General features: G+C 34.3%; 24 protein-coding genes. 21 read left to right on the plus strand and 3 right to left on the minus strand.

Translation table 11 applies throughout. The features are described 5' to 3' along the window. Positions 1-3 precede the first annotated feature (3 nt). Positions 4-276, minus strand: a complete 273-nt coding sequence (locus ACHAJD_RS01575; RefSeq protein ID WP_435584096.1) for an acylphosphatase — start codon at positions 274-276, stop codon at positions 4-6. 121 nt (positions 277-397) lie between these two features. Here ACHAJD_RS01575 and ACHAJD_RS01580 point away from each other — a divergent pair, with 121 nt between their 5' ends. Next, positions 398-742, plus strand: a complete 345-nt coding sequence (locus ACHAJD_RS01580; protein ID WP_435584097.1) for a cupin domain-containing protein — start codon at positions 398-400, stop codon at positions 740-742. Positions 743-768: 26 nt separating this feature from the next. Here the strand turns inward: ACHAJD_RS01580 and ACHAJD_RS01585 are convergent, their stop codons facing one another. Then, positions 769-1506, minus strand: a complete 738-nt coding sequence (locus ACHAJD_RS01585; protein WP_435584098.1) for an endonuclease/exonuclease/phosphatase family protein — start codon at positions 1504-1506, stop codon at positions 769-771. A 121-nt stretch (positions 1507-1627) separates the two neighbouring features. Next, on the minus strand, positions 1628-2458 hold the full coding sequence (locus tag ACHAJD_RS01590; protein WP_435584099.1) for an aldo/keto reductase: 831 nt from the start codon (positions 2456-2458) through the stop codon (positions 1628-1630). Between the two features lie 126 nt (positions 2459-2584). On the opposite strand from ACHAJD_RS01590, the gene ACHAJD_RS01595 reads away from it, so the two are divergent. The 20 genes from ACHAJD_RS01595 (at position 2585) to ACHAJD_RS01690 (ending at position 25203) form a co-directional block, all read left to right on the plus strand. Then, a complete protein-coding gene (locus ACHAJD_RS01595; RefSeq protein WP_435584100.1) occupies positions 2585-3070 on the plus strand; it encodes a DUF3795 domain-containing protein in 486 nt (161 codons plus the stop codon). 273 nt (positions 3071-3343) lie between these two features. Beyond that, positions 3344-4345: a sensor domain-containing diguanylate cyclase gene (locus tag ACHAJD_RS01600; RefSeq protein ID WP_435584101.1), complete on the plus strand. Its 1002-nt coding sequence runs from the start codon at positions 3344-3346 to the stop codon at positions 4343-4345. 131 nt (positions 4346-4476) lie between these two features. Then, the gene (locus ACHAJD_RS01605; protein ID WP_435584102.1) at positions 4477-4812 is read left to right on the plus strand and encodes an inorganic pyrophosphatase; all 336 of its coding nucleotides are present in this window, start codon (positions 4477-4479) and stop codon (positions 4810-4812) included. A gap of 128 nt (positions 4813-4940) precedes the next feature. Next, positions 4941-6623: a PucR family transcriptional regulator gene (locus ACHAJD_RS01610; RefSeq protein WP_435584103.1), complete on the plus strand. Its 1683-nt coding sequence runs from the start codon at positions 4941-4943 to the stop codon at positions 6621-6623. A gap of 209 nt (positions 6624-6832) precedes the next feature. Next, a complete protein-coding gene (locus tag ACHAJD_RS01615; protein ID WP_435584104.1) occupies positions 6833-7810 on the plus strand; it encodes a TAXI family TRAP transporter solute-binding subunit in 978 nt (325 codons plus the stop codon). A gap of 93 nt (positions 7811-7903) precedes the next feature. Beyond that, positions 7904-9862 (plus strand): TRAP transporter permease, encoded by a 1959-nt coding sequence (locus tag ACHAJD_RS01620; RefSeq protein ID WP_435584105.1) that lies wholly within the window; start codon positions 7904-7906, stop codon positions 9860-9862. 28 nt (positions 9863-9890) lie between these two features. Then, positions 9891-10724, plus strand: a complete 834-nt coding sequence (locus tag ACHAJD_RS01625) for an oxamate carbamoyltransferase subunit AllH family protein (RefSeq protein WP_435584106.1) — start codon at positions 9891-9893, stop codon at positions 10722-10724. Then, positions 10714-12264 carry an acyl-CoA synthetase FdrA gene (gene fdrA, locus ACHAJD_RS01630; RefSeq protein ID WP_435584107.1) on the plus strand — a complete coding sequence of 517 codons (1551 nt, stop codon included), beginning with the start codon at positions 10714-10716 and terminating at the stop codon, positions 12262-12264. Before ACHAJD_RS01625 ends, fdrA begins: the two co-directional genes overlap by 11 nt. After that, on the plus strand, positions 12257-13669 hold the full coding sequence (locus ACHAJD_RS01635; RefSeq protein WP_435584108.1) for a YlbE family protein: 1413 nt from the start codon (positions 12257-12259) through the stop codon (positions 13667-13669). The genes fdrA and ACHAJD_RS01635 overlap by 8 nt, the downstream gene beginning before the upstream one ends. 26 nt (positions 13670-13695) lie before the next feature. Further along, the gene (locus tag ACHAJD_RS01640; protein ID WP_435584109.1) at positions 13696-15306 is read left to right on the plus strand and encodes an L-lactate permease; all 1611 of its coding nucleotides are present in this window, start codon (positions 13696-13698) and stop codon (positions 15304-15306) included. Positions 15307-15331: 25 nt separating this feature from the next. Next, positions 15332-16753, plus strand: coding sequence for a YlbE family protein (locus tag ACHAJD_RS01645; RefSeq protein WP_435584110.1), 1422 nt, complete (start codon positions 15332-15334; stop codon positions 16751-16753). A 4-nt stretch (positions 16754-16757) separates the two neighbouring features. Continuing rightward, the gene (locus tag ACHAJD_RS01650; protein ID WP_435584111.1) at positions 16758-17858 is read left to right on the plus strand and encodes a ring-opening amidohydrolase; all 1101 of its coding nucleotides are present in this window, start codon (positions 16758-16760) and stop codon (positions 17856-17858) included. Then, positions 17858-19015 (plus strand): amidohydrolase family protein, encoded by a 1158-nt coding sequence (locus tag ACHAJD_RS01655; RefSeq protein ID WP_435584112.1) that lies wholly within the window; start codon positions 17858-17860, stop codon positions 19013-19015. The genes ACHAJD_RS01650 and ACHAJD_RS01655 overlap by 1 nt, the downstream gene beginning before the upstream one ends. Before the next feature lie 21 nt (positions 19016-19036). After that, positions 19037-19963, plus strand: coding sequence for a carbamate kinase (arcC, locus tag ACHAJD_RS01660; RefSeq protein WP_435584113.1), 927 nt, complete (start codon positions 19037-19039; stop codon positions 19961-19963). Positions 19964-19973: 10 nt separating this feature from the next. Further along, positions 19974-20432, plus strand: a complete 459-nt coding sequence (locus ACHAJD_RS01665; protein ID WP_435584114.1) for a nucleoside-diphosphate kinase — start codon at positions 19974-19976, stop codon at positions 20430-20432. A 141-nt stretch (positions 20433-20573) separates the two neighbouring features. Then, the gene (locus ACHAJD_RS01670; RefSeq protein WP_435584115.1) at positions 20574-21326 is read left to right on the plus strand and encodes a class I SAM-dependent methyltransferase; all 753 of its coding nucleotides are present in this window, start codon (positions 20574-20576) and stop codon (positions 21324-21326) included. A 3-nt stretch (positions 21327-21329) separates the two neighbouring features. Beyond that, positions 21330-21623 (plus strand): hypothetical protein, encoded by a 294-nt coding sequence (locus tag ACHAJD_RS01675; RefSeq protein WP_435584116.1) that lies wholly within the window; start codon positions 21330-21332, stop codon positions 21621-21623. Positions 21624-21787: 164 nt separating this feature from the next. After that, positions 21788-23647 (plus strand): InlB B-repeat-containing protein, encoded by a 1860-nt coding sequence (locus ACHAJD_RS01680; RefSeq protein WP_435584117.1) that lies wholly within the window; start codon positions 21788-21790, stop codon positions 23645-23647. Between the two features lie 117 nt (positions 23648-23764). Next, entirely contained in the window at positions 23765-24913 is a 1149-nt protein-coding gene (locus tag ACHAJD_RS01685; RefSeq protein WP_435584118.1) for a Re/Si-specific NAD(P)(+) transhydrogenase subunit alpha, read from the plus strand. Beyond that, positions 24910-25203 carry an NAD(P) transhydrogenase subunit alpha part 2 gene (locus tag ACHAJD_RS01690; protein ID WP_435584119.1) on the plus strand — a complete coding sequence of 98 codons (294 nt, stop codon included), beginning with the start codon at positions 24910-24912 and terminating at the stop codon, positions 25201-25203. Before ACHAJD_RS01685 ends, ACHAJD_RS01690 begins: the two co-directional genes overlap by 4 nt. The last annotated feature ends 2 nt before the right edge of the window (positions 25204-25205 follow it).

Consider the following 25205-nt stretch of genomic DNA (forward strand, 5'->3'; position numbering starts at 1 on the left):
GATTTAAAAGTAGCGCACTTCGAAATTAGTAAATGATTTTGTGTAAGGAGATTCATGTTTAGTGATATTTTCAATAACACCAGGAGAACTAGATTTAAGTTTATCAAAAAATTCTTTAATAAGTTCTTCTTTTCCTTCAACAACACATTCAACACTGCCATCACTGAGATTTTTTACATAACCTTTTAGTTCATATTTATGTGCAAGGTGAGAAATAAAATAGCGCATTCCAACCCCTTGGACTCTACCAGTTAGTTTAAGATAAAGATTAATCATCTTGTAACTTCCTTTATAGGATTATAGGTATAGTTTACGAAAATTAAGAAAACTAATCAAGTAATCACTATTTTAATAGACGGTTATTTATTTATGATATAATACGGCTGAGGTGAATAAAATGGTAGGACATTTAAAAGATTTACAAAGTACTGTAATTACCCATCCAAGTGCTCAAAATGCATCAATGAAAGTCTTAGTGGGAAATTTTGAAGGTTGGGAAGATCATGTTATGCGTGTGGTTGAAGTAGATGAGGATGGTTTTACGCCAAAACATCAACACCCATGGCCACATATTAATTATATGATTGAAGGTAATGGTGTTTTAATGATTGATGGTAAAGATTATCCAGTCGAACAAGGTTCGTACGCGTTTGTACCAGAAAACACGCTACATCAATTTAAAAACGTAGGTAAAACGCCGTTTAAGTTTATATGCATCGTTCCTAAGGTTGGTCATCAATAAAACTAAATAGCGTTAAAAGAAATTGATTACGTGTTATTAATAACAATAGAAATAGGATAATGATCAGATAAATATTGGTTATTTACTTTTTCTTTATAAATAGTAACCGTATCTATAATGATTGATTTATCCACCCATATATAATCAATTGGGTCGCCTTTAGTTAAATCGCTAAACCCATGAAAGGTCAAATTATCGTCAAAATAATGATTCCAACACGAATCAAGGTGAGGCGATAATATTTCATTAACCTGTTGTGTTGGATGGGCATTAAAATCACCCATTAGAATAAATGGTAGCTTTGTTTTACGTGTAATATAGTAATCTACAATAGTTTTTAAACTATTAACACGAGCAATGTGAGAAATGTGTGAAAAATGTGTATTCACAAACTCATAATTTGTCTTATTTATGGTAAGGGTGAGTGTTGTAAATATTCTAGGGAAGTAAGCATCTGGATGCTTGCTTCCTTTTATATTTGGGGTATTGCCAAACCAAAAAGTTTGTGTGTGTTTTTTAGTATAATTTTTTTTATAGAAAATCGGATTATATTCATCATTTAACGCTCTTGGTTCTCCTACATAAGCATAATTATGTAACATTTTAATTAAGCTTTCTAGCATATTTGGTCTAACTTCTTGAAATCCAATCACATCAGGGTTTTCTTTATTTAAAAATGCGGTTATTGCATTTAAACGGTTTGAAAATGCGTTAACACCATCTTCTAAAACATCAACACGTAAATTAAAAGACATTATTTTCATAGTTTTCCTCCTAGTAAAATTTATAGATTGCGCCAATTATAGCCACATAAAAACACTTCCATATAAGTTATTATAATATGGAAGTGTCTTTTACACGTATCTAATTAGTAAAAACGTTAGTTTAGTTCCATCTTCTTGGATCACCTTTAATGTTTTCTAGCATTTTCATATCTTCATCAGCTATTTCAAAATCTACTTGTGAATTTTCAATGATTCTACCTTCGTGTGTAGATTTTGGTAATGGTGCTGTATCTTTTTGGATACAATATCTAATGCAGATTTGTGCAGGAGATACATTATACTTCTTAGCCATTGATTGAATTTGATCATTTGATAAAGCATAACCAATTGCAAGTGGTGAGTAAGCTTCAATAAAAATATTTTTTTCTTTACAATAAGCGTCTATTTCATCATTGTCTAATCCAATAAAGTAAGCGATTTGGTTAACGTGTGGCGTAATCTCACAGTGCTTGAGTATATTATCGATATCTTTTGGTGAAAAATTAGAAACACCGATGGCTTTAATACGACCTTCTTTGTATAGTTTTTCCATTGCTTTATAAACTGCGACATTACCCTCATCACAATTTTTACCCATTTCACTCCATGGCCAAGGCGCGTGAATCAAATAAAGATCAAGATAATCAAAACCAAGCGCCTCCATAGTTTGTTCAAAGGCTTCAAGCGCTTCTTCATAGCTTTTAATGTGACTTTCAAGTTTACTAGTTACAAAAATTTCTTCTCTTGGTATACCAGAATCTCTAATGGCTTTGCCAACACTTTCTTCATTTCGATACCCAGCAGCTGTATCAATGTGACGATACCCGTTTTTAAGTGCGATAGTTACTGAATTATAACAAGAGTCTCCGTTATCAATTTGCCAAGTACCAAGGCCAATCTTAGGGATATTAGTTCCATTACTAAGTGTATATGTTTGATTTAACGTTTTCATATTTACCTCCTTAATTATGTATATTATATCATGTAATGTAGTTGTAAACAGAATAAAAAAGGTATAAAAAAGTGATTTGTTCGTTATAATGAGGTTAAGGATAAGGAATAGGAAAAGAGGGGTTTTATGAGAGATGAGAGAATTTTAAATGCAATAGCACCATGTTCACTATCATGCATCACTTGCCCAGCTATGAAGGGCGGGCAAATAGAAAAATATTCAAAACAACTTAAAAACATGTTTGAAGGCTACTATGAGTTTCAAAACAAGTATCTTCCCGAAGAACATAAGGATCATGCTGAAACATTTAAAGCGTTTTATAATCATCTAAACAAATATACTCAGGGAAATTGTAACGGATGTCGAGAAGGAAGAAGTGAAAATAGTTGCATAAAAAACTGTTTTATACTAGAATGCACCCTTGATCATGGCGTAGATTTTTGTGGAGAGTGCAATGAGTTTCCATGCGACAAGTTAACTACAGATATTTTCAAGCCCGAAATCATTGATGAATGGATAGAAAACAATTATAAAATAAAAGAACATGGTATAGAAATTTTCTATGAAGAAGCAATTTTACGTTCTCATTACAAGGTTTACAAGCAAAAATAAAAACATTTTATCATATCATATATGATATAACAGTTTAAATAAACAAAGCCAATTTAATGGTTAAATGAATTAGATTTGTTATAATAAATTAAAATCAAGTTGATTAATTTCAATTTAATCACTGTTTATACATTTCCTTTTATCAACATACTTGCTCTTTTAAAAGTTCTCGAATTGTTCTACATTAAAAATAAATAACCTAAAAAAGCATATTAAGGGCGTAACAAAGGGTAAAATCATCGTTTTAAAAAACACGAAATTCGGGGTGGATTTATGGGTAAAGCAACAGTTTTTTTAAGAGAACTAAAAGAAACAAGAACAGTTGACATTTCAGAATCCGATTTAAGACTGGATGATAACACTCAAATTAGATGGCAAAAGATGTTAGACATTTGCGCAGAAATTTTGGAAGTGCCTGCAGCACTGATTATGAGACTTAATGAAAATGATATTGAAGTTTTCATGAAGAGTAAGAACGAAGAAAATCCTTACGAAACTTATAGTAAGGAAAAATATGGACACGGATTATATTGTGAAACTGTCATTGGAAACGATAAAGAATTACTTGTTGAGAATGCACTAGAGGATGAAGTTTGGAAAGATAATCCGGATGTCTCTTTGAATATGATTTCATACTACGGAATGCCTATAAAATGGAAAAATGGTAAAATGTTTGGAACAATTTGTATTTTAGATAACAAAAAAAATACATTTAATAACAAGTATCGAACTTTACTTGAAACGTTTAAAGATAGTATTGAATCTGATCTTGAAAATTTTTTACTTGTTAAAGAGTTACATGCGTTAGCTCGTGTGGATACGTTAACGGGTATAGATAATCGTCGTAGTATTGTAGAGAAGCTTGAATCAATGTTCCACCTATATAATAGAAACAAAGATCCATTTTGTTGTGTTATGGTAGATATTAACGATTTTAAGAAAATAAATGATACATATGGCCATCATGCAGGTGACGAAGTACTTATTGCATTTGCTAACATTCTTAAGACGCGTTTAAGAGTTAGTGATTCAGTTGGAAGAATTGGCGGCGATGAATTTTTACTAATACTTAGAAATACTACTTTAGAAGGTGCTAAGGCTGCATTAAGAGAATTAGAGAAATTGTTCCCTAAAGATAAAATACTTGATCAGTATAAAATATCATTTTCATACGGGGTTGCAGAGATGAATACTGAGTTCAAATCGATTGAGGATATGGTCAAACTAGCAGACAAAAAAATGCTACAACGTAAAAACAAAGTTCTACAGTTTTAAATTATCAAATGATTTTTAATTAGTGGTTACATTTTTTCAATATAAAGGTTATAATTTAACTATAATGTAATCGCTTTTATCATTGAAGTTTGAAAAAATCGTATAAATTGCGAATCTAGGAGGACTTTATTATGGAAGAGTTGTTAGGCACAGAAGTACAGGTAGTTGTCGATCGCCCACTGGGTTGCAAAAGCCCTAATCACGGGAGTGTATATCCGATAAATTTCGGGTATTTACCAAAGTATTTTACTAGAGAAAAACCAATTAAAGCCTACGTAATTGGAGAATTTGATCCAATCGAAGAGTTTACAGGTTATGTGGTTGCGATCGTCAAACGCATTAACGAACCAGGTTGTAAAGTAGTCGTCGCAAAAGAACAAGATAAGTATACGAAAGAGCAAATCGAAGCATTAATTGAATTTAGAGAACGTCATCACCAATCAAAGCTTATTACAGAAAAAAGTTAACTTTAAATTTAGCTCGCAACTCAGTTGCGAGCTTTTTTTGTAATAAATTGTTATAGATTATAGATTATTTAAAATATGGTATGATAAGGGTAAGTATTCGTTTAGTTTAATGTGATAGGAGACTACTAATGGCAGGTTTAACAATCAAAGAATTAATTAAACACGAAAAATTACAAGGGGTTAGGCTTGTAACTGGTAAGTTAAAAGAGAAAAATGAGATTCATAATGTAAATATTATTGATAATCCACACTCGTATGAATGGTTTACAGCGGGTGATTTCTTAATGACAACAGGGTATATTTTTAAAGATGACATTGATAGTCAAAAGACTTTGGTCAAGGAACTAGCAGATTTAAATTGCTCAGGACTAGGAATTAAAATCAAACGATATTGGGATGAGATTCCTAAAACAATTCTTGATGAAGGAAAAAAATACAACTTTCCTATTGTTGAAATTCCTTTTACTTACAGTTTAGCTCAAGTATCTAACATCATTAATGACGAAATATTTCAGCGAGAAAGTTCAGAACTAAAAAAATATAAATATATCACAAAAACATTTAATCAATGTGCATTAGATGGTGGCGATATATGGGAAATCGTTGATATTGCAAAGACATTGATTACAAATCCAGTTATTATGCTTGATAGTAGTTTTAATTTGCTTAGTTATGCAGAACATCATGACAATCCGTTTCCGTTAAAAGATTATTTACCACTAGTTGTAAGAAGTAAATGTTTTCCTTATGAGTTCACAGAAAACATTCCTAAAGATATTAAAGCATTCCCAATAAGCATTAAAGAGGATTTTGTGACTCCGCACGGTTCAATTACATGTAGAATTAAACCGATTATCCACTCAAATACGATTTATGGTTATTTAATTATTTGGGAAACCATTAGAAAAATGGAACGCATTGATTATGTTGCAGTTGAAACTGCATCCATGAGTCTAGCCTTAGAACGGATTAAAACTAGACAAATAGAAGAATCGCGAAACAAGTTAAGACAAGACTTCTTTGATGATTTGTTACACGGTAAAATTATGTCTATTAATGCTTTGAAAAGTTTAGCACAAGTCCATGGAATTAACCCCGATATGCAGCATGTCGTAATGGTTGTCAAAATAGAAGATAGTAAATCTGATGTCGTTAAAACCGTGATTGATTTGATTGCAGATACGGCTTTAAAACATAAAAAAATGGTACATTCATTCTCAAGACAAGGCAATGTAGTATGTTTCATAGAGCTAGCTGAAGATGAATTGAAAGATTTGCCTAAAACAAATATTCGTTTATTTATGAAATCATTGGATGATTCATTAGTGAATAGAATTCCAAAAAATAAATTCGTAATTGGAGTTAGTAATGTTTGCAAAGAGTTTATAAATATTGGTAGATCAACGTTAATCGCATTTGATGTCATTAAAATCTCACCTATGTTAAAAACAGGGAAACGAATTTACTATTTCAGTGATTTAATTAGTTATCATCTAATCGATTCAACGATAGATACAGATCATTTATTAGATTTTTTTCATAATACCTTAGGAGAATTACCCGAATATGATTATAACCACAATAGTGATTTACTTAGAACCCTAGAAATGTATTATGAATGTAATGGTAATATTAGTGAAGCTTCAAAGCAATTATTTGTCCACAGAAATACTGTGATTTACCGATTAGATAAAATTAAACAAATTTTATCTTCAGACTTAAACAATGCTGAGCAAAACTTTAATTTTCAACTCGCTATAAAAGTTTATAAAATCCTTCAATTACAACATAAAAAAGGTGATAGTGCATAATAAAACAGGGGTAAGCAACTGCTATACCTCTGTTTTTTTGTGCATAGTGCACAACGGGTATTTTAATTTTTGGTATGATTTAACCATTGTTAATGGTGTAAATATATGTGAAAATGTAAGCGTTTAATTTATGTGTTCTATCAAATCTATCCTTTAAAATATAGACAACATAGACACTTAACAAAAAAAAAAAAAAAAGGAGAAATACAATGTTTAAAAAGATTAGTTTCTTGTTTTTACTAGCTTTAACTTTGGGATTATTAACTGCGTGTAATACCATGTCCGAAGGTGAATTTGGACGCGCAGATGTTTCATTTGCAACAAGTGGTCAAGGTGGAACATTCTACGTTGCAGGAAGTGGAATTGCAGCACTTACATCAAGAGAAATTCAAGGGTTAAGTGTTACAGCTGAAGTATCTTTAGGTGTTGTTGAAAATGCACGCTTAATGGCTTCAGGAGAAACCGAAATGGGATTCTTATACGGATCAACAGCTTATAATATTTTCCGTGGTGAAGGTGAGTTTGAAGATCAAAATTATACTGGACTACGCGCAGTAGCTAATATTCATGATGGTGCTTTAAATGTTGTTACTTTACAAAGAGATGGATATACTTCAATCAATGATTTAATTGGTAAAACCATTTCAATTGGACCACGTGGATCAGGGTCAGCATCAGTAGCGGAAGAGTTCTTAGGGGCTATTGGCTTATTAGATCAAATTACCATTCAGTATTTAGGATTTAACGATTCAGCTTCATCATTACGTGATGGACATATTGATGGCTTCATTATTGGTGGAACTTCACCAGTACCAGCTTTAATCGAACTTGAAGCTTCCCATGCATTAAACATTTTAGAAATTGAACAAGAATATGTAGATACTTTCTTAGCAGCATATCCTTACCATATTGAATACACCATTCCAGCTAGTGCTTATACTAGTTTAACTGAAGATGTAAGAACTGTTGGATATACAGTTATTTGGGCAGCAAGAGACGATGTACCAAATTGGGTTATTCGTGAAATGTTACGTGTAATGTTCTCAGAAGAAGGTAGAGAATATTTAGTAACTGTACAAGCAGCATTCTCAGAATTATCACCAGGAATCAGTCGTTTTAACTTTATCGATTTACCACTACATGAAGGTGCAATTGAATACTATACTGAAGCAGGATTAATCGATTAATTATAAGAATATAAAACACATTTGAGCCAATATGGCTCATCTGTTGTTTTATAGATTTAATTACTTTAAGATTATTTATTTGGAGGACAAATCATGATTAAAAGACCCAAACTTAGAAAAGTGGACATAGAAGAAATTACAGAGGCTCAAGTTGAACCCAAAACGGTTCGAGGGCTTGTTGTTAAGATCGTTGCAGCAGTATTTGCAGCTGTCTTCTTATATCAAGCAGCGTTTGGTGTATGGCAAGTTCAATTTGCAAGAGGATTATATATCTTTTTTGCATTATTCTTAACGTTCTTATCAAACCCTAGACGTAAAAAAGAAGACCGAAGTAATATTGTTTATAACATCATAGATTTCGTTTTAATTGGGTTAACATTTATTGTTATCGGGTATTTCATTATTTACTTTGTAGATTTTACTATGAGTGCAGGAATCCCTTTAACATCATTACAGTTAACACTTGGAATCATCACAATAGGACTTGTACTTGAGGCAAGTCGTCGTACTGTAGGATTACCACTAGTTATTATTGCTGGGTTATTTTTACTGTATGCACATTTTGGAAATTATATGCCTGGTGCGCTTTATCACCGTGGATATAGTTTAAACCGTATTATTAGTGTTATGTACACTTCAACTGAAGGTATTTTTGGTTCAGTCGTTTATACATTCTCAACTTTTATTTTCTTATTCATTATATTTGGAGCCTTTTTATCAGCTTCTGGTGCGGGTCAGTTCTTCATAGAACTTGCAAAAGCAGCAGTAGGTAGATTTACAGGTGGAGCAGCTCAATCAGCAGTATTTTCTAGTTGGATGATTGGATCAGTTATTGGTTCATCAACAGCAAATACAGCGATTACAGGATCAATCACAATACCAATGATGATTAATCGTGGATATCGTAAGCACGTTGCAGCGGCGGTTGAAGCAGTTGTTTCAATCGGAGGGCAGTTCATGCCACCAATTATGGGTGCTGCAGCCTTCTTAATGGCGGCATTCATTGGTGTTCCATATTTAGAAATTGCACGTGCGGCATTAATTCCTGCCCTACTCTTCTTCTTAAGTATGGTATTCATGGTTTATCTTGAGGCAAGAAGATTTAATTTACGTGGCATTCCTAAAGAAGAATTACCACCACTTAAAGGTGTATTACTAAAAGGATGGTACTACTTTGTACCGATTACGATAATCATCGTAGTTATGGCAAGAGGTTATTCACCGGCATTAGCAGGATTTTGGTCAATTGTAGCATCGTTTGTAATTTCATGGTTCAGACGTGAAACACGTATGACACCTAGAAAATTATTTGATGCATTATCAGCCGGTGGTAAAAACTCACTTTCAATGGCAACAACAGCCGGAACAGTTGGGATTTTAATTGCAGCCATTGCTTTACCAGGATTAGGAATGAAGGTAAGTAGTATTATTATCGAAGTTTCAGGTGGAAGTTTACCTATTGCATTACTTTTAGTTATGGCAGCTAGTTTCGTCTTAGGTATGGGTATGAACGTAACAAGTGCTTACTTAATTTTAGTTACGATGACAGCACCTGCACTTGTACAATTAGGTATTCCTCTAATTACAGCCCATTTCTTTGTATTCTGGACAAGCCAATTATCAGTTATTACACCACCAGTTGCATTATCTAGTTATGTTGCTGCGGCCATAGCCAAAGCCGATGTATGGAAAACTGGTTGGTATTCACTCCGTATGGGGTTAGCCATTTACTATATTCCAATTATGTTCGTATTTATTCCTTCATTACTATGGATGGGAACAACAGGAGAAATCGTATGGGCATTCGCAACCACACTCATTGGTGTACTGGCCTTCTCCTCCGTTATGCAAGGATACTTGTTTGTTAGAAATCGATGGTATGACAATGTCTTGTTAGGGATTGCGTCCTTAACGCTTGTTTTAATACCGCTTTGGACAGACTTTATTGGTGTAGCGGTATTAGTAGGAATCATCATTTGGCAAAAACAAAGAGAAAAACAAAAAGAAAAACAAAAAGCTAAAAATCTTTCAACAAACACACAAAGCGCTTAAACGATAGTGATTAGTAAGGAGGGATCATATGATTAGTAGTATCCCAAGACATCTATTTGAAATCGAGGATGTAAAAATTTATAAAAGACATTCTGATTTCAAACATACTGTGAACTTTGCTTGTGATGATGATATCATTGCTTTGCATGATCATTCAAGAGAAGCCTCACCTATGGGAATTATCTTAGAAATTGATGAACAAACATTTGTATCCTTAACACAACCTATTCAATCATTAATCTTATCTAAAGATAGACTACTCATAGAAGATGTTGAGTTTAATAAAGTGAATTTATCATTTACACATCATAACTTAATCAGACATATAGATATATTTGGATTTTTAGATGACTCACACATTCATGACTTAACAGAAACTATTTATGATGAGCTTAAACCACTTGATTTCTTTGGTCCTTCTCTTACTTCTCAATCACTTAATAATAGAATTCACGACTTAAAAAACGCACTAAATCATGAAAAAGACTGCTTTGAAGCAATCTATCATCTTATTGGATTTGGAGAGGGGTTAACGCCTTCTGGGGATGACATTGTGAGTGGGTTACTCGCAGGGTTATTACTAAGTAACCAGTTCAATAAATTTCATGAAATAAAACAACATGTACTTAAAATATTAGAAAATAAAAATGCGACAAGCATTATTAGTAGAAACTTTATTAACTATGCATGCAAGGGAATCTTCATTGAAAGTATCCTGAGTTTACATAGTGCATTGTCCAATCAATTACCTGTTAAACCAATCGTTACACAAATTGGACAAATGGGACAAACCTCGGGTAGAGATTATTTAATGGGGTTGTCTATTGGAATAACATCAGGAGGGAAAAATTATGATTCATAATATTATAAAAGCAAATAGTTATTTTGATTCTGTAACCTTAATGCTTTTTTCAAGCAAGTTAAATGGTGTAGCTGGTGTAAAACAAGCTGCAGTCATGATGGGAACAGATCATAATAAATCATTAATGTTAGCTTCGGGTATTTTAGAAGAAAAACATTTAGATTCAATTACAGCCAATGATTTAGTTATTGGAATAGATGCTGAAACTCAAGTTGCAGTAGATGAGGCAGTATCTGTTTTAAATGCGCAATTTGAAAACAAAAAAACAACTAGTGATACAGGAAAATCTAAACGTGTTAAAAATTTAGATGCAGCCATAAAAGAAGTTCCAGATATTAATATTTCTGTTATTTCTTTGCCAGGTAGATATGCAAAAGCTGAAGCAATGAAATGCCTTAAAAAAGGGATTCATGTCATGCTTTTTAGTGATAATGTTAGCATTCAAGATGAGATCGAATTAAAAGATTATGCGATTGAAAATGGTCTTTTAATGATGGGTCCTGATTGTGGGACCGCTATTATCAACGGCGTTGCATTAGGATTTGCGAATGTGATTCGTCGTGGAAATATTGGATTAACCGCAGCGAGTGGAACCGGTCTTCAAGAAGTTAGTGTCATTATTGATAAACTCGGTGGCGGTATTTCACAAGCACTTGGTACAGGCGGAAGAGATCTTAAAAAAGATATCGGTGGTCGTATGATGTTATTAACCCTTGATGCATTAGCACAAGATGATATGACTGAAGTCATTGGTATTGTATCAAAACCACCTGCACAAGAAGTTATGAAGAAAATCGTAGAAAAAGCTAAAACAATTAATAAACCAATCGTTGCGTGTTTCTTAGGTGGGGATTTAGATGTTTTTAAAGGCACAAACATTATTGGTACAAGCACTTTAGAAGAAGCCGCTTATGCTTTAGTTAAAGTTGCTAATAATGACACTGTTGATTCAGTAACTAATAGTCCACTTTATTTAAATAGTGATGCTTTAGCAAATACAGTGCCAGCATCAAACGCACCTTATATTCGTGCACTTTATACAGGTGGAACACTTGCTTATGAAAGTTTACTGATGTTAAGTAAAGAATTAAGTGATGTGTATTCAAACATTGCTGTAGACAAAAAATATATCATTGAAAACCCAGAAGTATCAACAAAACATACAGTACTTGATATGGGAGAAGATTACTTCACAGATGGTAAACCGCATCCAATGATTGACCCAGACGCGCGTGCTAATCGTATCATTAAAGAAGGACTTGAAACAGATACAGGTGTTATCTTACTTGATTGTGTTTTAGGATACGGAAGTAATGAAGACCCATCAGCTTCAATCATTAAAGCGGTAAATAAAGTTAAAGAAACAAGATCTGATATAGTCTTCGTAGCTTCGGTGACAGGTACGAAAAATGACCCTCAATCTTTAGAACGTAATGAGCAAAACTTAAAAGATGCAGGTATTTATGTATTACCTACAAATGCTCAAGCTGCGCAATTTGCGATTAAAGTTCTAAAGAAAAGAGGCGTTATTAATGGGTAGAGCAACCGATTTATTTAATCAACCATTGAAAGTCACCAATTTAGGGATTGAAACATTTGAAGATACCCTAACTAAACAAAATATTCAAACAGTACACATTGATTGGAGACCCCCTGCAAACGGGAACCATGAAATGGCTAAAATATTAGAAAAATTAAATGATGAACGTATCGAAAAAGCAAATATAGAAGCGTTTAACCGCATTAATGAAAGTGAGCCTTTATTAGTAGATGTAGTATATGCAAAAGATGTATTACCTAACATGACAAAAAACACCATTGGACATTCAGGTCCACCTCTAGCATGGCATGATATGTGCGGACCACTTCAAGGGGCTATTTTAGGCGCAATAGTCTATGAATCATTGGCACCAAGTCTAGAAGAAGCTGAAAAACTTGTTTTAGAGGGTGGCATTAACTTTGTTAGTAACCATGCACTTGGTGCAGTAGGACCAATGACTGGGATGATTACCTACTCTATGCCGTTATGGAAAGTAGAAAACCGTCGTTTTGGTAACGTGGCTTATTGTACATTTAATGAAGGGTTAGGAAAAGTTATGCGCTTTGGTGCAAACGGAGAAGATGTCATTAACCGTTTAAAGTGGTTAGAAAAAGAACTAGCACCAGCAATGAAAACAACCCTTGAATCAAGTGGCCCAATTGCATTAAAAGTTATCATGGCTAAAGCATTAGCTATGGGTGATGAAATGCATCAAAGAAATAATGGGGCTACAAGTTTAATCATTCGTGATTTAATGCCACATTTAGTTAAAACCCAACAAAATAATCCTGAATTACCTGCAATTACTACGTTTATGACAGGTAATGATCAGTTTTTCTTAAATATTGCAATGGTAGCCGCAAAAGCAATGATGGATCCTGTTAAAAATATTCCTTATTCAACCGTTGTAACTGCAATGAGTAGAAATGGAACTAACTTCGGGATTAAAATTAGTGCATTAGGAGATACATGGTTTGAAGCTCCAGTTAACCAACCAGAAGGATTATACTTTCCAGGTTATACTGCAGAGGATGCAAATCCGGATATTGGAGATTCAACGATTGTTGAAACCATCGGTGTTGGAGGCTTTTCAATGGGTGCAAGCCCTGCAGTTGTAAGATTTGTTGGCGCATCTAGTGTTCAAGAAGCAATACAATACTCACTAGACATGCAATTAATTACAGTTGGTTTAAGTCCAAGTTTAATTATTCCAACGATGGACTTTCAAGGAACAGCAACAGGAATCGATGCACGTAAAGTTGTTGAAACTGGAATATTACCAGTTATCAATACCGGAATGGCACATAAGCAACCAGGTATTGGACAAGTCGGTGCAGGGATTGTTAAAGCACCATATCAATGTTTTGAAAAAGCAGTTAATGCTTTATTTAAACAACTTGATTAACTTACAGATAGAAAGATGTTGATGATATGAATATTCCAGTTAATATAGGGATGTGGTTTTTAGCCGCATTACCGATTATTGTATTATTATATTTAATGGCAGGAAAGCAATGGGGGGCTAATAAAGCCGCTCCCCTTGGTTTGCTGATTGCTTTATTTAACGCATTTGTATTTTATCGTGCAGATTTCACGTTAATTTCCTTTGAGATTTTTAAAGGATTTTGGAGTGCGTTTGCCGTATTACTCGTTGTTTGGCCAGCTATTTTGTTATACGAAGTAGTTAGTGAGGCAAAAGCGTTTACGGTATTTAGAAACGGGTTAAAAAAAGTTACCCCAAATGAACTAATTCAAGTGATTGCAATTGGTTGGGTGTTTACTAGTTTCTTACAAGGGATTACAGGATTTGGTGTACCAGTAGCCGTTGGCGCACCCTTATTACTTGGTCTTGGTGTAAAACCAATCTATGCTGTGGTTATTCCATTAATTGGACATGCATGGGCAAATACGTTTGGAACGTTATCTGTTGCTTGGGATGCACTGGTTTTACAAACCAATTTAAGCGAAAATCCAGAATTATTACTACAAACAGCACTTTGGGCTGCAATCTTTATTTGGATCTTTAACTTTATAACTGGAATTGCTATTTCTTGGTTATATGGTAAAAAAGAAGGCGTTAAAAAAGGATTTGTTGCAGTACTTATAATTTCTTTGATTCATGGTGGAGGACAAATTATCCTAACACAAATTAACCAAACACTTGCGGCGTTTATTCCGGCTTCAATTGCCTTAATTGTCGTATTTGCATTAAGTAAAACAAAGCGTTACGGAAAAACATGGAAGTTAGATGAAAGTCCAATCATGAACCGTGATAAATTAGAAGAAAACTTAGAAGACTACCCTAAAGATATGGGCGTTCACCAAGCATTCTTCCCGTACTATGTTTTAACATTTATTACATTATTTGTGTTACTTGTTATGCCTGTAAGAAATTTCTTAGGACAATTTCGCATTGGGTTTTCCTTCCCAGAAACTGTAACAGGTTATGGATATATTAATCCTGGTGTTCAAATGTTTTCACCAATTGCATTACTCATTCATGCCGGGATTTTCCTAATTTTATCATCTGCAATTGGATTCTTCTTTTATTATAAAAATGGATGGATTAAAAAAGCAGGTGGAAAAGAAGTTTGGCGACGTTCTTGGCAAAAAACGATACCATCATCTATTGCGGTAATTGGCTTTATCGTAATGAGTAGAGTTATGGGTGGAACAGGACAAACACTAGTTTTAGCACAAGGAATTGCCGTAACACTTGGTGTTTCTTATGTAGTATTTAGCCCACTTGTTGGATTATTAGGCTCGTTTATGACAAGTTCAAATATGGCTTCAAATATCTTGTTTGGTGAATTCCAATTAACAACCGCACAAATTTTAAATGTTAATGTAGCACCAGTTTTAGGGGCGCAAACTGCAGGTGGTGCGATTGGGAATACACTTAGTCCAGGAAACATTATTTTAGGGACAACAACGGCAGGTATTTTAGGTCAAGAAGGTATTATTTTAAAGAAAATTATTCCGATTGCAGTTAGTGCAGCAATCATTGTCGGTGCAATATTATTTGTAACGATTATACTATGACAACGAAAGAAAGCGTGGTGATTTTATGAAGTCCTTAAATTCATTATTTAAAGCAAAAGTGAAAGTCGCAAACATTGGAATTGAAATGTTTCATGAGGCACTAAATGATCAAGCAACGCCTAGTTGTCAAGTCGATTGGCAACCAGTAGCAGGGGGCGATCAAGCCCTTATTGACATGATTAATTTTATACAATCAGATGAACGTGTAGAAAAAGCCAACTTAGAAGCTGTAAATCGCTTAAAAGATGCACAACCTATATGGGTCGATGTCCAAATCGCTTCTGATGTATTAGGTTTAGATAAACACACACTCCTTCATGCAGGTCCACCGATTCAGTGGGAAGCGATGAGCGAACCGATGAAAGGGGCTGTATATGCAGCCTTAAAATATGAAGGGTTAGCCCATACAGATGAAGAAGCTTATGAATTAGCAGGTTCAGGTAAAATTACTTTTGAACCATGTCATCACCGCCAAGCGGTGGGTCCAATGACAGGGATTATTAGTCACTCTATGCCGTTAATCTGTGTTAAAAATGATAAACATGGTAATTATGCTTATTCAACCTTTAATGAAGGTGCCGGTGATGTAGCAAGGTTTGGTGCATTTAGTGAAAATACAGTTAAAAGACTTAAATGGATTGAAACTGTACTAGCACCAGCGATGAAAAAAGCGTTAACTGTAGGCGATCCAATTAACTTAAAAGTACTCATTGCTCAAGCATTAAATATGGGTGATGAACTTCATATGAGAAACAATGCCTCATCAACGATATTTATTAAAGCAATTATTGAAAGATTAGTAAGAACAAGTGATGACTTAGAAACCCTCACAACGATTACAAAATTCTTAACCACAAATAACGATCAATTCTTCTTGAATTTCGCTATGGCAGCATCTAAAGCCTCATCAGATGCAGCACATAATATTCCTTACTCTACAATGGTTACAGCTATGGCTAGAAACGGCGTAGAAATCGGAATTAGAGTGAGTGGATTAGAAGATTTATGGTTTACAGCGGATGCGGCTGAGGTTGATGGATTATATTTTCCTGGATACACTAAAGATGATGCCAATAAAGACATTGGGGATAGTGCTATTATGGAAACAGCTGGTTTAGGTGGATTTGCGATGGTTGCAGGTCCTGCGATTGTTAAAATATTAGGGGCTGGTACCTATCAAGATGCCTTAAATTATACAAGCGAAATGTATGATATTACTTTATCAGAAAGTCGTGATTTTACGATTCCAAACTTAGAATTTAGAGGCACCCCGACCGGAATCGATATTGTAAAAGTTGTTGAAACTGGATCATGTCCAGTCATTAATACTGCGATTGCAAGTAAAAAAGCTGGTGTTGGTATGATTGGAGCGGGTGTAGCTCGCGCGCCAATGCCAATGTTTAAAGAAGCGTTAGTTACAATGAATAAAACAATAAAAGGAGCGTAAAAAAATGAAAAATGTAGGTGTTTATAGACTACCAATGAACGGACCAGATGATGTAAGTGAACTAAAAAAGTTAATCGATAACAAAACCATCAACCCAGAAGAAATTGTAGCCATTATTGCTCAAACTGAAGGGGATGGATATGCACGTGGATATGCGAACTTAAACTTCGAACTATTATTATCAGAAGCATTAAATACCACACGCGAAGCTGTAACCGAAAAAATCCCAATGTTAATGATTGGATTAACTGGTGGATTAATGAGTCCTCACTATACTGTCTTTACACGTAGTGAAGAACAAACTCAAGAAACAGATGAAAAACGTTTAGCAATTGGGATTGCTAAAACACGTATTTTAAAACCTGAAGAATATGGAACTAAAACCCATGTTTTACTTGTTGCCGAAGCCGTTAAACAAGCAATGAAAGATGCACAAATTGAAGATATTAGTGATGTTCATTTAGTAGAAGTTAAGTGTCCAAACTTAACAGCAGCACGCGTTGCAGATGCTGAGAGTAGAGGACAAAAAGTAGTCAGTAAAAACTTTGCTGAAGCAGGGGCGAAATCTAAAGGGGCATCAGCTTTAGGGGTAGCCGTAGCACTTGGTGAGGTAAGAGAAGATCAAATTACAGATCAAGTTATTTGTAATGATTGGAGCTTAAACTCAAAAGTAGCTTCAACTTCCGCAGGAAATGAACAAGTGGCAAGTAAAGTTGTTTTATTTGGAAATTCGACTAAAGCAAATAGTAAATTTACTATTGCCTCAGGTGTTATGAAAGATACCATTGATGTTCAAAGTGCAGTTAAAACGTTTGAATCATTAGGATTAACATTTGAAAACGGTGCATTAATTGAAAAAGACCAAAAACGTATTGCAGCAGCATTCATTAATGCAGGTGCTGATGCAACAGGTAGTATTCGTGGACGTAGAACAACATTAAAATCAGATTTCTTAGCAGGTTATCAAGGAATTATTGCTAAAGCTGTTATTAACTCAATTGTTGGTGCAATGATTCAAGATACAATGATTTTAGCTTCAGCAGGATTTGAACACCAAGGACCACTGGGTTCAAACTTACTAGCGGTTATTGCTGAGACAGAATAATGGCTAAAATTTTAATAAAAAATGCATTGTTAGATGGAAGTATCGTAGATATTTCCATCAACAACAACCTTATTGAAGAAATTGGTAAAAATTTATCAATCGAAGCCACAAAAATCATTGATGCTGAAGGCAACTTAGTTATTCCTGGATTTGTTGATGCACACTCACATCTAGATAAATGTTTACTTAATCCACGTGTAGCCTATATTGATGGGACTGGACCTGAAAAAGGAAAACTTACCCGTGAACAAAAAGCCCTATTTACGTTCGATGATATTTATGAACGTGCACATTCTATGATAAAGCGTGCAATTGCATCAGGGACACTTGTTTTACGTACAAATGCTGATGTTGATGCAAGTGTAGGATTAAAAGGTGTTGAAGCCTTGCTTAAACTGAAAGAAGAATATAAAGATATTATACATATTCAAGTTGCAGCTTTAGCACAAGAAGGTATTTATTTTGATGATCAAACACAAAATTTACTTGAAGAAGCTATTAAACTAGGCGTTGACGCAATTGGTGGACATACGATTATTAACAATGAAGGGAAACCTCATGTTGATTTCATATTAAATTTAGCGAAGAAATATAATATTATTGCAGAATTTCATTTAGATGAATCAGGTCAAAGACAACATTATTTACTACCATATGTTTCTGATAAAATTGTTGAACTTGGTTTACAAGGCAAAGTAAATGGAATTCATTTATGTACTATGTCTGCTTTAAATGAGGATGAATTAAAAGAAGCGTTAGATTATGTTAAACAAAGTGGTATGACTGTAACCATCGCACCAACTGCAATCAGTACCCGTCAGTTAGCACCCGTTAAAGCGCTACTTAATATTGGAACTCTTTGCGCAATAGGCTCAGACAATGCACGAGATTTCTTTAATCCACTAGGATCATTAGATGTTCGTCATCCAGCTTTAGTCCTTAGTTACGTTCACCGTTTCTTTACGAAAGAAGAAAACGAAGCTATCCTAAGCATGATTACAGATCAAGGCGCAAAAGTACTAGGTTATGAAGCTTATGGTATTAAGGTAGGAAACCGCGCAGATTTAACGATATTACCAGCTAAAAACGCTGCAGAAGTACTATCATATATTGACAAACCATTAAGTATCATTCGTAATGGAAACGTGATAAATTAACACAAAGAAAGGAAGAAGTGTATGAAAATTGTAATTGCACTAGGTGGAAATGCTTTAGGCGATACACCTGAGGAACAACTAAAATTAGTTAAAGAAACGGCACTACCCCTAGTAGATTTAATAGAAGAAGGACATCAACTAATCATTGCACATGGAAATGGACCGCAAGTAGGGATGATTAACAAAGCTATGGAATCAGCTAATCAATATGCGAACACCCCTTTAATGCCGTTTCCTGAGTGCGGAGCAATGAGCCAAGGCTATATTGGATATCACCTTCAAAACGCAATACGTGAAGAATTAAACAAGCGTAACGTTAAAAAAGAGGTCGTCTCACTCGTGACACAAGTTGTTGTTGATGAAAATGACCCAGGATTTAAAAATCCCTCAAAACCGATAGGGGCATTTTATTCTAAAGAAGAAGCCGAAACACTAACTAAGACTAAAAATTATGTCATGGTAGAAGATTCAGGGAGAGGTTACCGCCGTGTAGTCCCTAGTCCTAAACCGGTTGATGTTGTAGAAAAAAACATTGTTCAAACCTTATCTGATCAAGGCGTTATTGTCATTACCGTAGGTGGTGGCGGAATTCCTGTAATCAAAAAAGATCATGGTTATGAAGGTGTGGCTGCTGTAATTGACAAAGATTTTGCTTCCGCAAAAGTAGCTGAACTTTTAAATGCAGATTATTTATTTATCTTAACAGCAATTGATCGTGTCATGATTAATTTTAATCAACCAAATCAAAAAGCGTTAGAGTCGATGACGGTTAAAGAAGCTATGCAATATATTGAAGAAGGACATTTTGCACCAGGTAGTATGTTACCTAAAGTAGAAGCTGCAATATCTTTTGTTGAAAATAACCCTGGTAGAACCAGTGTTATTGCCTCACTAGATAAAGCAAAAGATGCGATTTTAGGTAAAACTGGTACAAAAATCGTTCAGTAAAGATTTTTTAATGCAAACAAATACATTTGTAATGCTTAAACCTGATGCACTAGAACGCAATCTCGTAGATGAGATTATTGATTATATAAAAAGTTTTGGTTTTTCAATTAATCGTTTAAAAGAAGTTATTGTAAATGAAGACAACATTATAAAACATTATGATGATGTTATTAGACGTATCGGTAGAAATACATTTAAAAAACTCGTATTAGATGAGTTTGAGAATAGAAAAGTCATTATCATTGAACTCATTAAAGAGGGTGAAGATGTGGTAAGATTTATGAGAGATTTAATCGGAGCCACAGACCCAGTTTTAGCTAGAAAAGAAACCATTAGAGGCAAATACGGTATTGATTCACTTGCCATCGCTAGAGATGAAAACCGTATGCTAAGAAATCTTATTCACGCATCAGAATCATATGAAGATGTAAAGCGTGAAATAGATATTTGGTTTAATCATCATTTATAAAAAATGGAATTTCTTCTATTTTCTTCCTAAGTGAACCGCTTGTGCGGTTCATTTTTTTTATCATCAACTTGTAAGTATAGTGTTATAATTAATTAATCAGAAGTAATTTGATTACTATTATATTTAGTTAAGAGGTGTAGCATGAAAAATTATCAAAACATTAATTCAGCAGTCATAGACCGATGGGTTGAAGAGGGCTGGGAGTGGGGAAAACCCATTACTAAAGAAATATATCAAGCCGCATTAAATGGCGACTGGGATGTTGTCTTAACGCCAACAGTTAAAGTCCCAAAAAATTGGTTTCCTGATGTAAAAGGACTTAAAATACTAGGGCTTGCATCGGGTGGCGGCCAACAAATGCCAATATTTAAAGCACTAGGTGCGGACTGTACAGTATTAGATTATTCAACAAAACAATTAGAAAGTGAACGCATCATCGCACAAAGAGAAGGTTACCATATTAATATTGTTCATGCAGATATGACCAAACCACTACCATTTAATGATGAAAGTTTTGATTTAATCTTTCATCCGGTTTCTAATTGTTATATTAAAGATGTTAAAAGTGTCTTTAAAGAGTGTTATCGCGTATTAAAAAAAGGTGGTTTATTATTATCAGGCTTAGATAATTCAATCAATTACATTGTTGATGAACAAGAAACGATGATTATTCAAAAACTTCCATTTAATCCACTTGAAGATGAAGCACTTTATCAAAAATGTTTAGACAATGATTGGGGGATTCAATTTTCTCATACATTAGAAGAACAAATTGGAGGGCAACTCCAAGCAGGGTTTAGACTTCTAGATTTGTATGAAGATACCAATGGGCAAGGTAGATTACATGAATTAAATATCAAATGTTTTTTTGCTACAAAAAGTATAAAGGAGTAATTTATGAAGCTTAATCAAACTAAAATTATTTATTATTCTATGGCTTATGTAACAAATATTAATTATTTAATTATTTTAGTATTATTAACTTATAACCGAGTTGAACCATTAGAGTACCCACTTATCCCAATGCTTTATTTCATAATCCCTGCAAGTATTTCGATGCTGATTTCTACTTTTATCATAAGAAATAGTTTGGAAAATAACATAGATATAACTAAAACCATAATTCGTTTAGCAATTATCCACAGTATTGCATTAGGTGGACTTGTTTTTAGCTTTCTTTCCATATTTTAATAACTTTTACCGCATATTATTTTTAAATTAGTCAACAAAGCCATATACTTAAACTAAATAAACTTAATTAAGTCTTTATGTAACCTCACTAGTTTAATGCTAGAAATGATTATGCGTAATTAATATAAACTGTTAATTACGGAAATCATTTAGGAGGGTTTAAAATGAAGAAATTTTTAAGTTTGTTTTTATTTTTTAGTTTTACGTTCATATTAGCTGCTTGTAATGGGTTAGAAGAACCGTTAGCTTCACTAACTATTACCTTTGAATCAAACAGCGAAATACGACTCCATCCATTGACTTATAGACGTGGGGAATCTATAGATTTACCTGCATTAACATCGGTTGGAGGGTTAATTTTTGGCGGATGGTTTTTTGATGAGGACTTAACCTTTCCAGCAACGGATTTAGAAACCCGTGAAGAAAGTTTTACTTTGTATGCAAAATGGGATTATGAAACCTACGATATGATTATTGATATGTATCATTCATTAACACCTAAGCAAATATTTATGAATGATATTGCCTTATTTATTATCGATGATTTAGGCGATTTGCATATTCAATCTAATCAAGAAAATCCGCTTGCACTTGATGAAATGGGTTGGGTAGAAAATACTATGCAAAAAGGTTTTGTTGATCCAGATGAAGACAAAGATAATAGTGTTTTCACTTGGTCATATAATGCCTTTATGGTTCAATCCAACGGGAATGTATATGCCTGGGGTGATAATAGATATGGGCAACTAGGCACGGCCGATAAAGTAAGCAGTAATCGTTTTATAGATATTACGAGTTATTTTGATTTAGACGTTGATGAAACCATTATTAAGTTTATAGGCAATGAAAGAACAACTTTCGCTTTAACTAGTCATGGAAATGTTTATGCTTGGGGAACGAATACGTATAATATGATTAGTGAAACAGAATCGACTAATGCACTAATCAGCCCAACAAATGTTAAAGATTTTTGGTGTGATCAAACTGATCACTTCCTTAAAGATAATGGTCTTTGTGGAGAAACAGAGCATTTTATTATAGATATTGTAGTAACAGATACAAATGTAATGATTCTTACTAACTTCCATAACGTATTCTTATGGGGAGATGATGCAAATCATTGGTTTACTGAAATAGAACTAATGAACGAAAATATTTCAGAAGCCGTTTATATGTATTTTGAAGGCCATATTACGCATATGGCAGCTTCATTTAACACCATCGTTTTAGTAAGTGAAAATAACGAATTGTTAATTTTAGGCGATAAAAAATTAGGAACAGGAAAAGACCACGCTTGGGGTGGTGGGCCAGTTAAAATGGTTTTACCTGATTATTTAGATGACGATGTTGATGGTGATGGCATCCCTACCGTATATGAACTTTATCTTGTAGGTGATACGCTTTTAATCCGATTATCCGATAATACCTTATGGGGAATTGGTGACAATTCAACCCGTCTTTTGGGTGGAAAAAAAGGCTATGATTATTATAAAAGCCTCTCAGAAGTTCATTTGAATTTTGATTTAGATAGTGTAGCCCATTCAAGCCAAGAAGTATGTGCTTTAGATAATGAACCAACATTATGGTGTTGGGGCAAAGGCAGCAGTAAAAGCCTAAGTTTAAACAATGAAATGGTATTAGATACCACCTATAAATCTGTTAATTATCTTGGGGATGAAACAAATTGGCAAGGGACGCTAGAAACAGAAGAAAATTTACAAGCTTATGCTGGTCCAATTAAATGGATGGCGCCAGAATCCTTAATTGAGGCACCATTTGCGCAGTCATATCAATTAGTCACCGTCGCACGATACTACATAAGCGCGATTCCACCTAAAATTCACGGATTAGAAATTACTGCTAGAGAAATTGTTGAAAGTCTATGCAACGCTTACTATGATGATTGTGATGACTCAAACACTACAGTCCATCCGGATGCTTATGATATTTACCTTGCTAGTAATGGAAACGTACGTTGGACAAAAGAAACGCGTGAAAATCAAATGCTTAGAAGTGATGAATAGAAGCTAAATCCTAAGGCATTGGCCTTAGGATTTTTTTATAATGGATATGAAATGCTTTATTTTACGGGATGTAATATAATAAATCGTGTAGCAAAATGACATAGAGGAGGATTTATTGTGATAATAGGAATTCCTAAAGAACAAACGTCTCACGAGACACGTGTTGCGCTAGTCCCAATGCATGTGCCCTTATTAACAAAAAAAGGGTTTGAAGTCATACTAGAAAAAGGCGCTGGTGTAAGCGCAGGCTATTTGGATGATGAATACACTGATAAAGGGGCAAAAATTGTTAATGATATAGAAACACTTACTAAAAAAGCCCAAATCATATTAACAGTAAGAAGCGCTGCGGCTGCATCAAATGGTGAAGCACTAGCTAAACTACTTTCAAAAGATCATATTTTAGTGGGGATGTTAGAACCTTACGCGCCACATGCTAGTTTTGATGCTTTATTAGAACAAAAAGTTACCAGTTTTTCAATGGAATTGATACCAAGGACTACCCGTGCTCAAAGTATGGATGTTTTATCTTCAATGGCAAACTTAGCTGGTTATAAATCGGTTATCATTGGCGCTGAGGCTAGTCCGAAAATGTTTCCAATGATGATGACTGCAGCCGGGACAATTGTTCCTGCAAAAGTTTTTGTATTAGGTGTTGGGGTTGCGGGCCTTCAAGCCATAGCAACCGCGAAACGTTTAGGCGCTGTTACAAGTGCTTATGACGTAAGACCTGTTGTAAAAGAACAAGTATTATCACTTGGTGCTAAGTTCATTGAATTTGATTTAGAAACCGGTGAAGGTGAAGGCGGTTACGCAAAAGTCATGGATGATGCCTTCTATAAAAAGCAACGTGAAATGATGAAAGATGTTTTAAAAAATATGGATGTCGTAATTACAACAGCGAATATTCCTGGTAAAAAAGCACCAATTTTATTAACTAAAGAAATGGTGCATGCTATGCCTAAGGGAAGCGTTATTGTTGATTTAGCTGCTGAACGTGGTGGAAACTGCGAACTAACAAAGTTAGGAAAAGTCGTTAATGAAGTAGGCGTTAAAATTATAGGACCAGAAAATATTCCTTCAACACTTGCATTTAATGCGAGTGCTTTATATTCAAAAAATATTCAATCATTTATTGATAACATGTTTACAAAAGAACTAACGATTAATTTTGAGGATGATATCGTTTCGGCAACACTTGTTACTAAAGAAGGCGCGATTGTTCATCCCAATGCAAAAGAATGGATCGGAGGCAAAACCGCATGACAATTATCTATTTAATTACCATTTTTGCAATGGCGATTTTCTTAGGATTTGAATTAATTACTAAAGTTCCTGCAACACTTCATACACCTTTAATGAGCGGATCAAATGCCATTTCAGGGATTACAATTGTAGGGGCTGTTGGCGTACTCTTAACCCAAATAGCGATGCAAGATGTAGGACCATTACCGTTTATATTAGGCGCAATAGCAATTTTCTTCGCAACCATCAATGTCGTTGGAGGGTTTGTCGTTACAAACCGAATGCTCCAAAAGTTTAAGGGGAGAAAATAGTT

The sequence above is a fragment of the Liberiplasma polymorphum genome (assembly GCF_043951795.1).
Classification (GTDB): domain Bacteria; phylum Bacillota_I; class Bacilli_A; order Izemoplasmatales; family Izemoplasmataceae; genus Liberiplasma; species Liberiplasma polymorphum.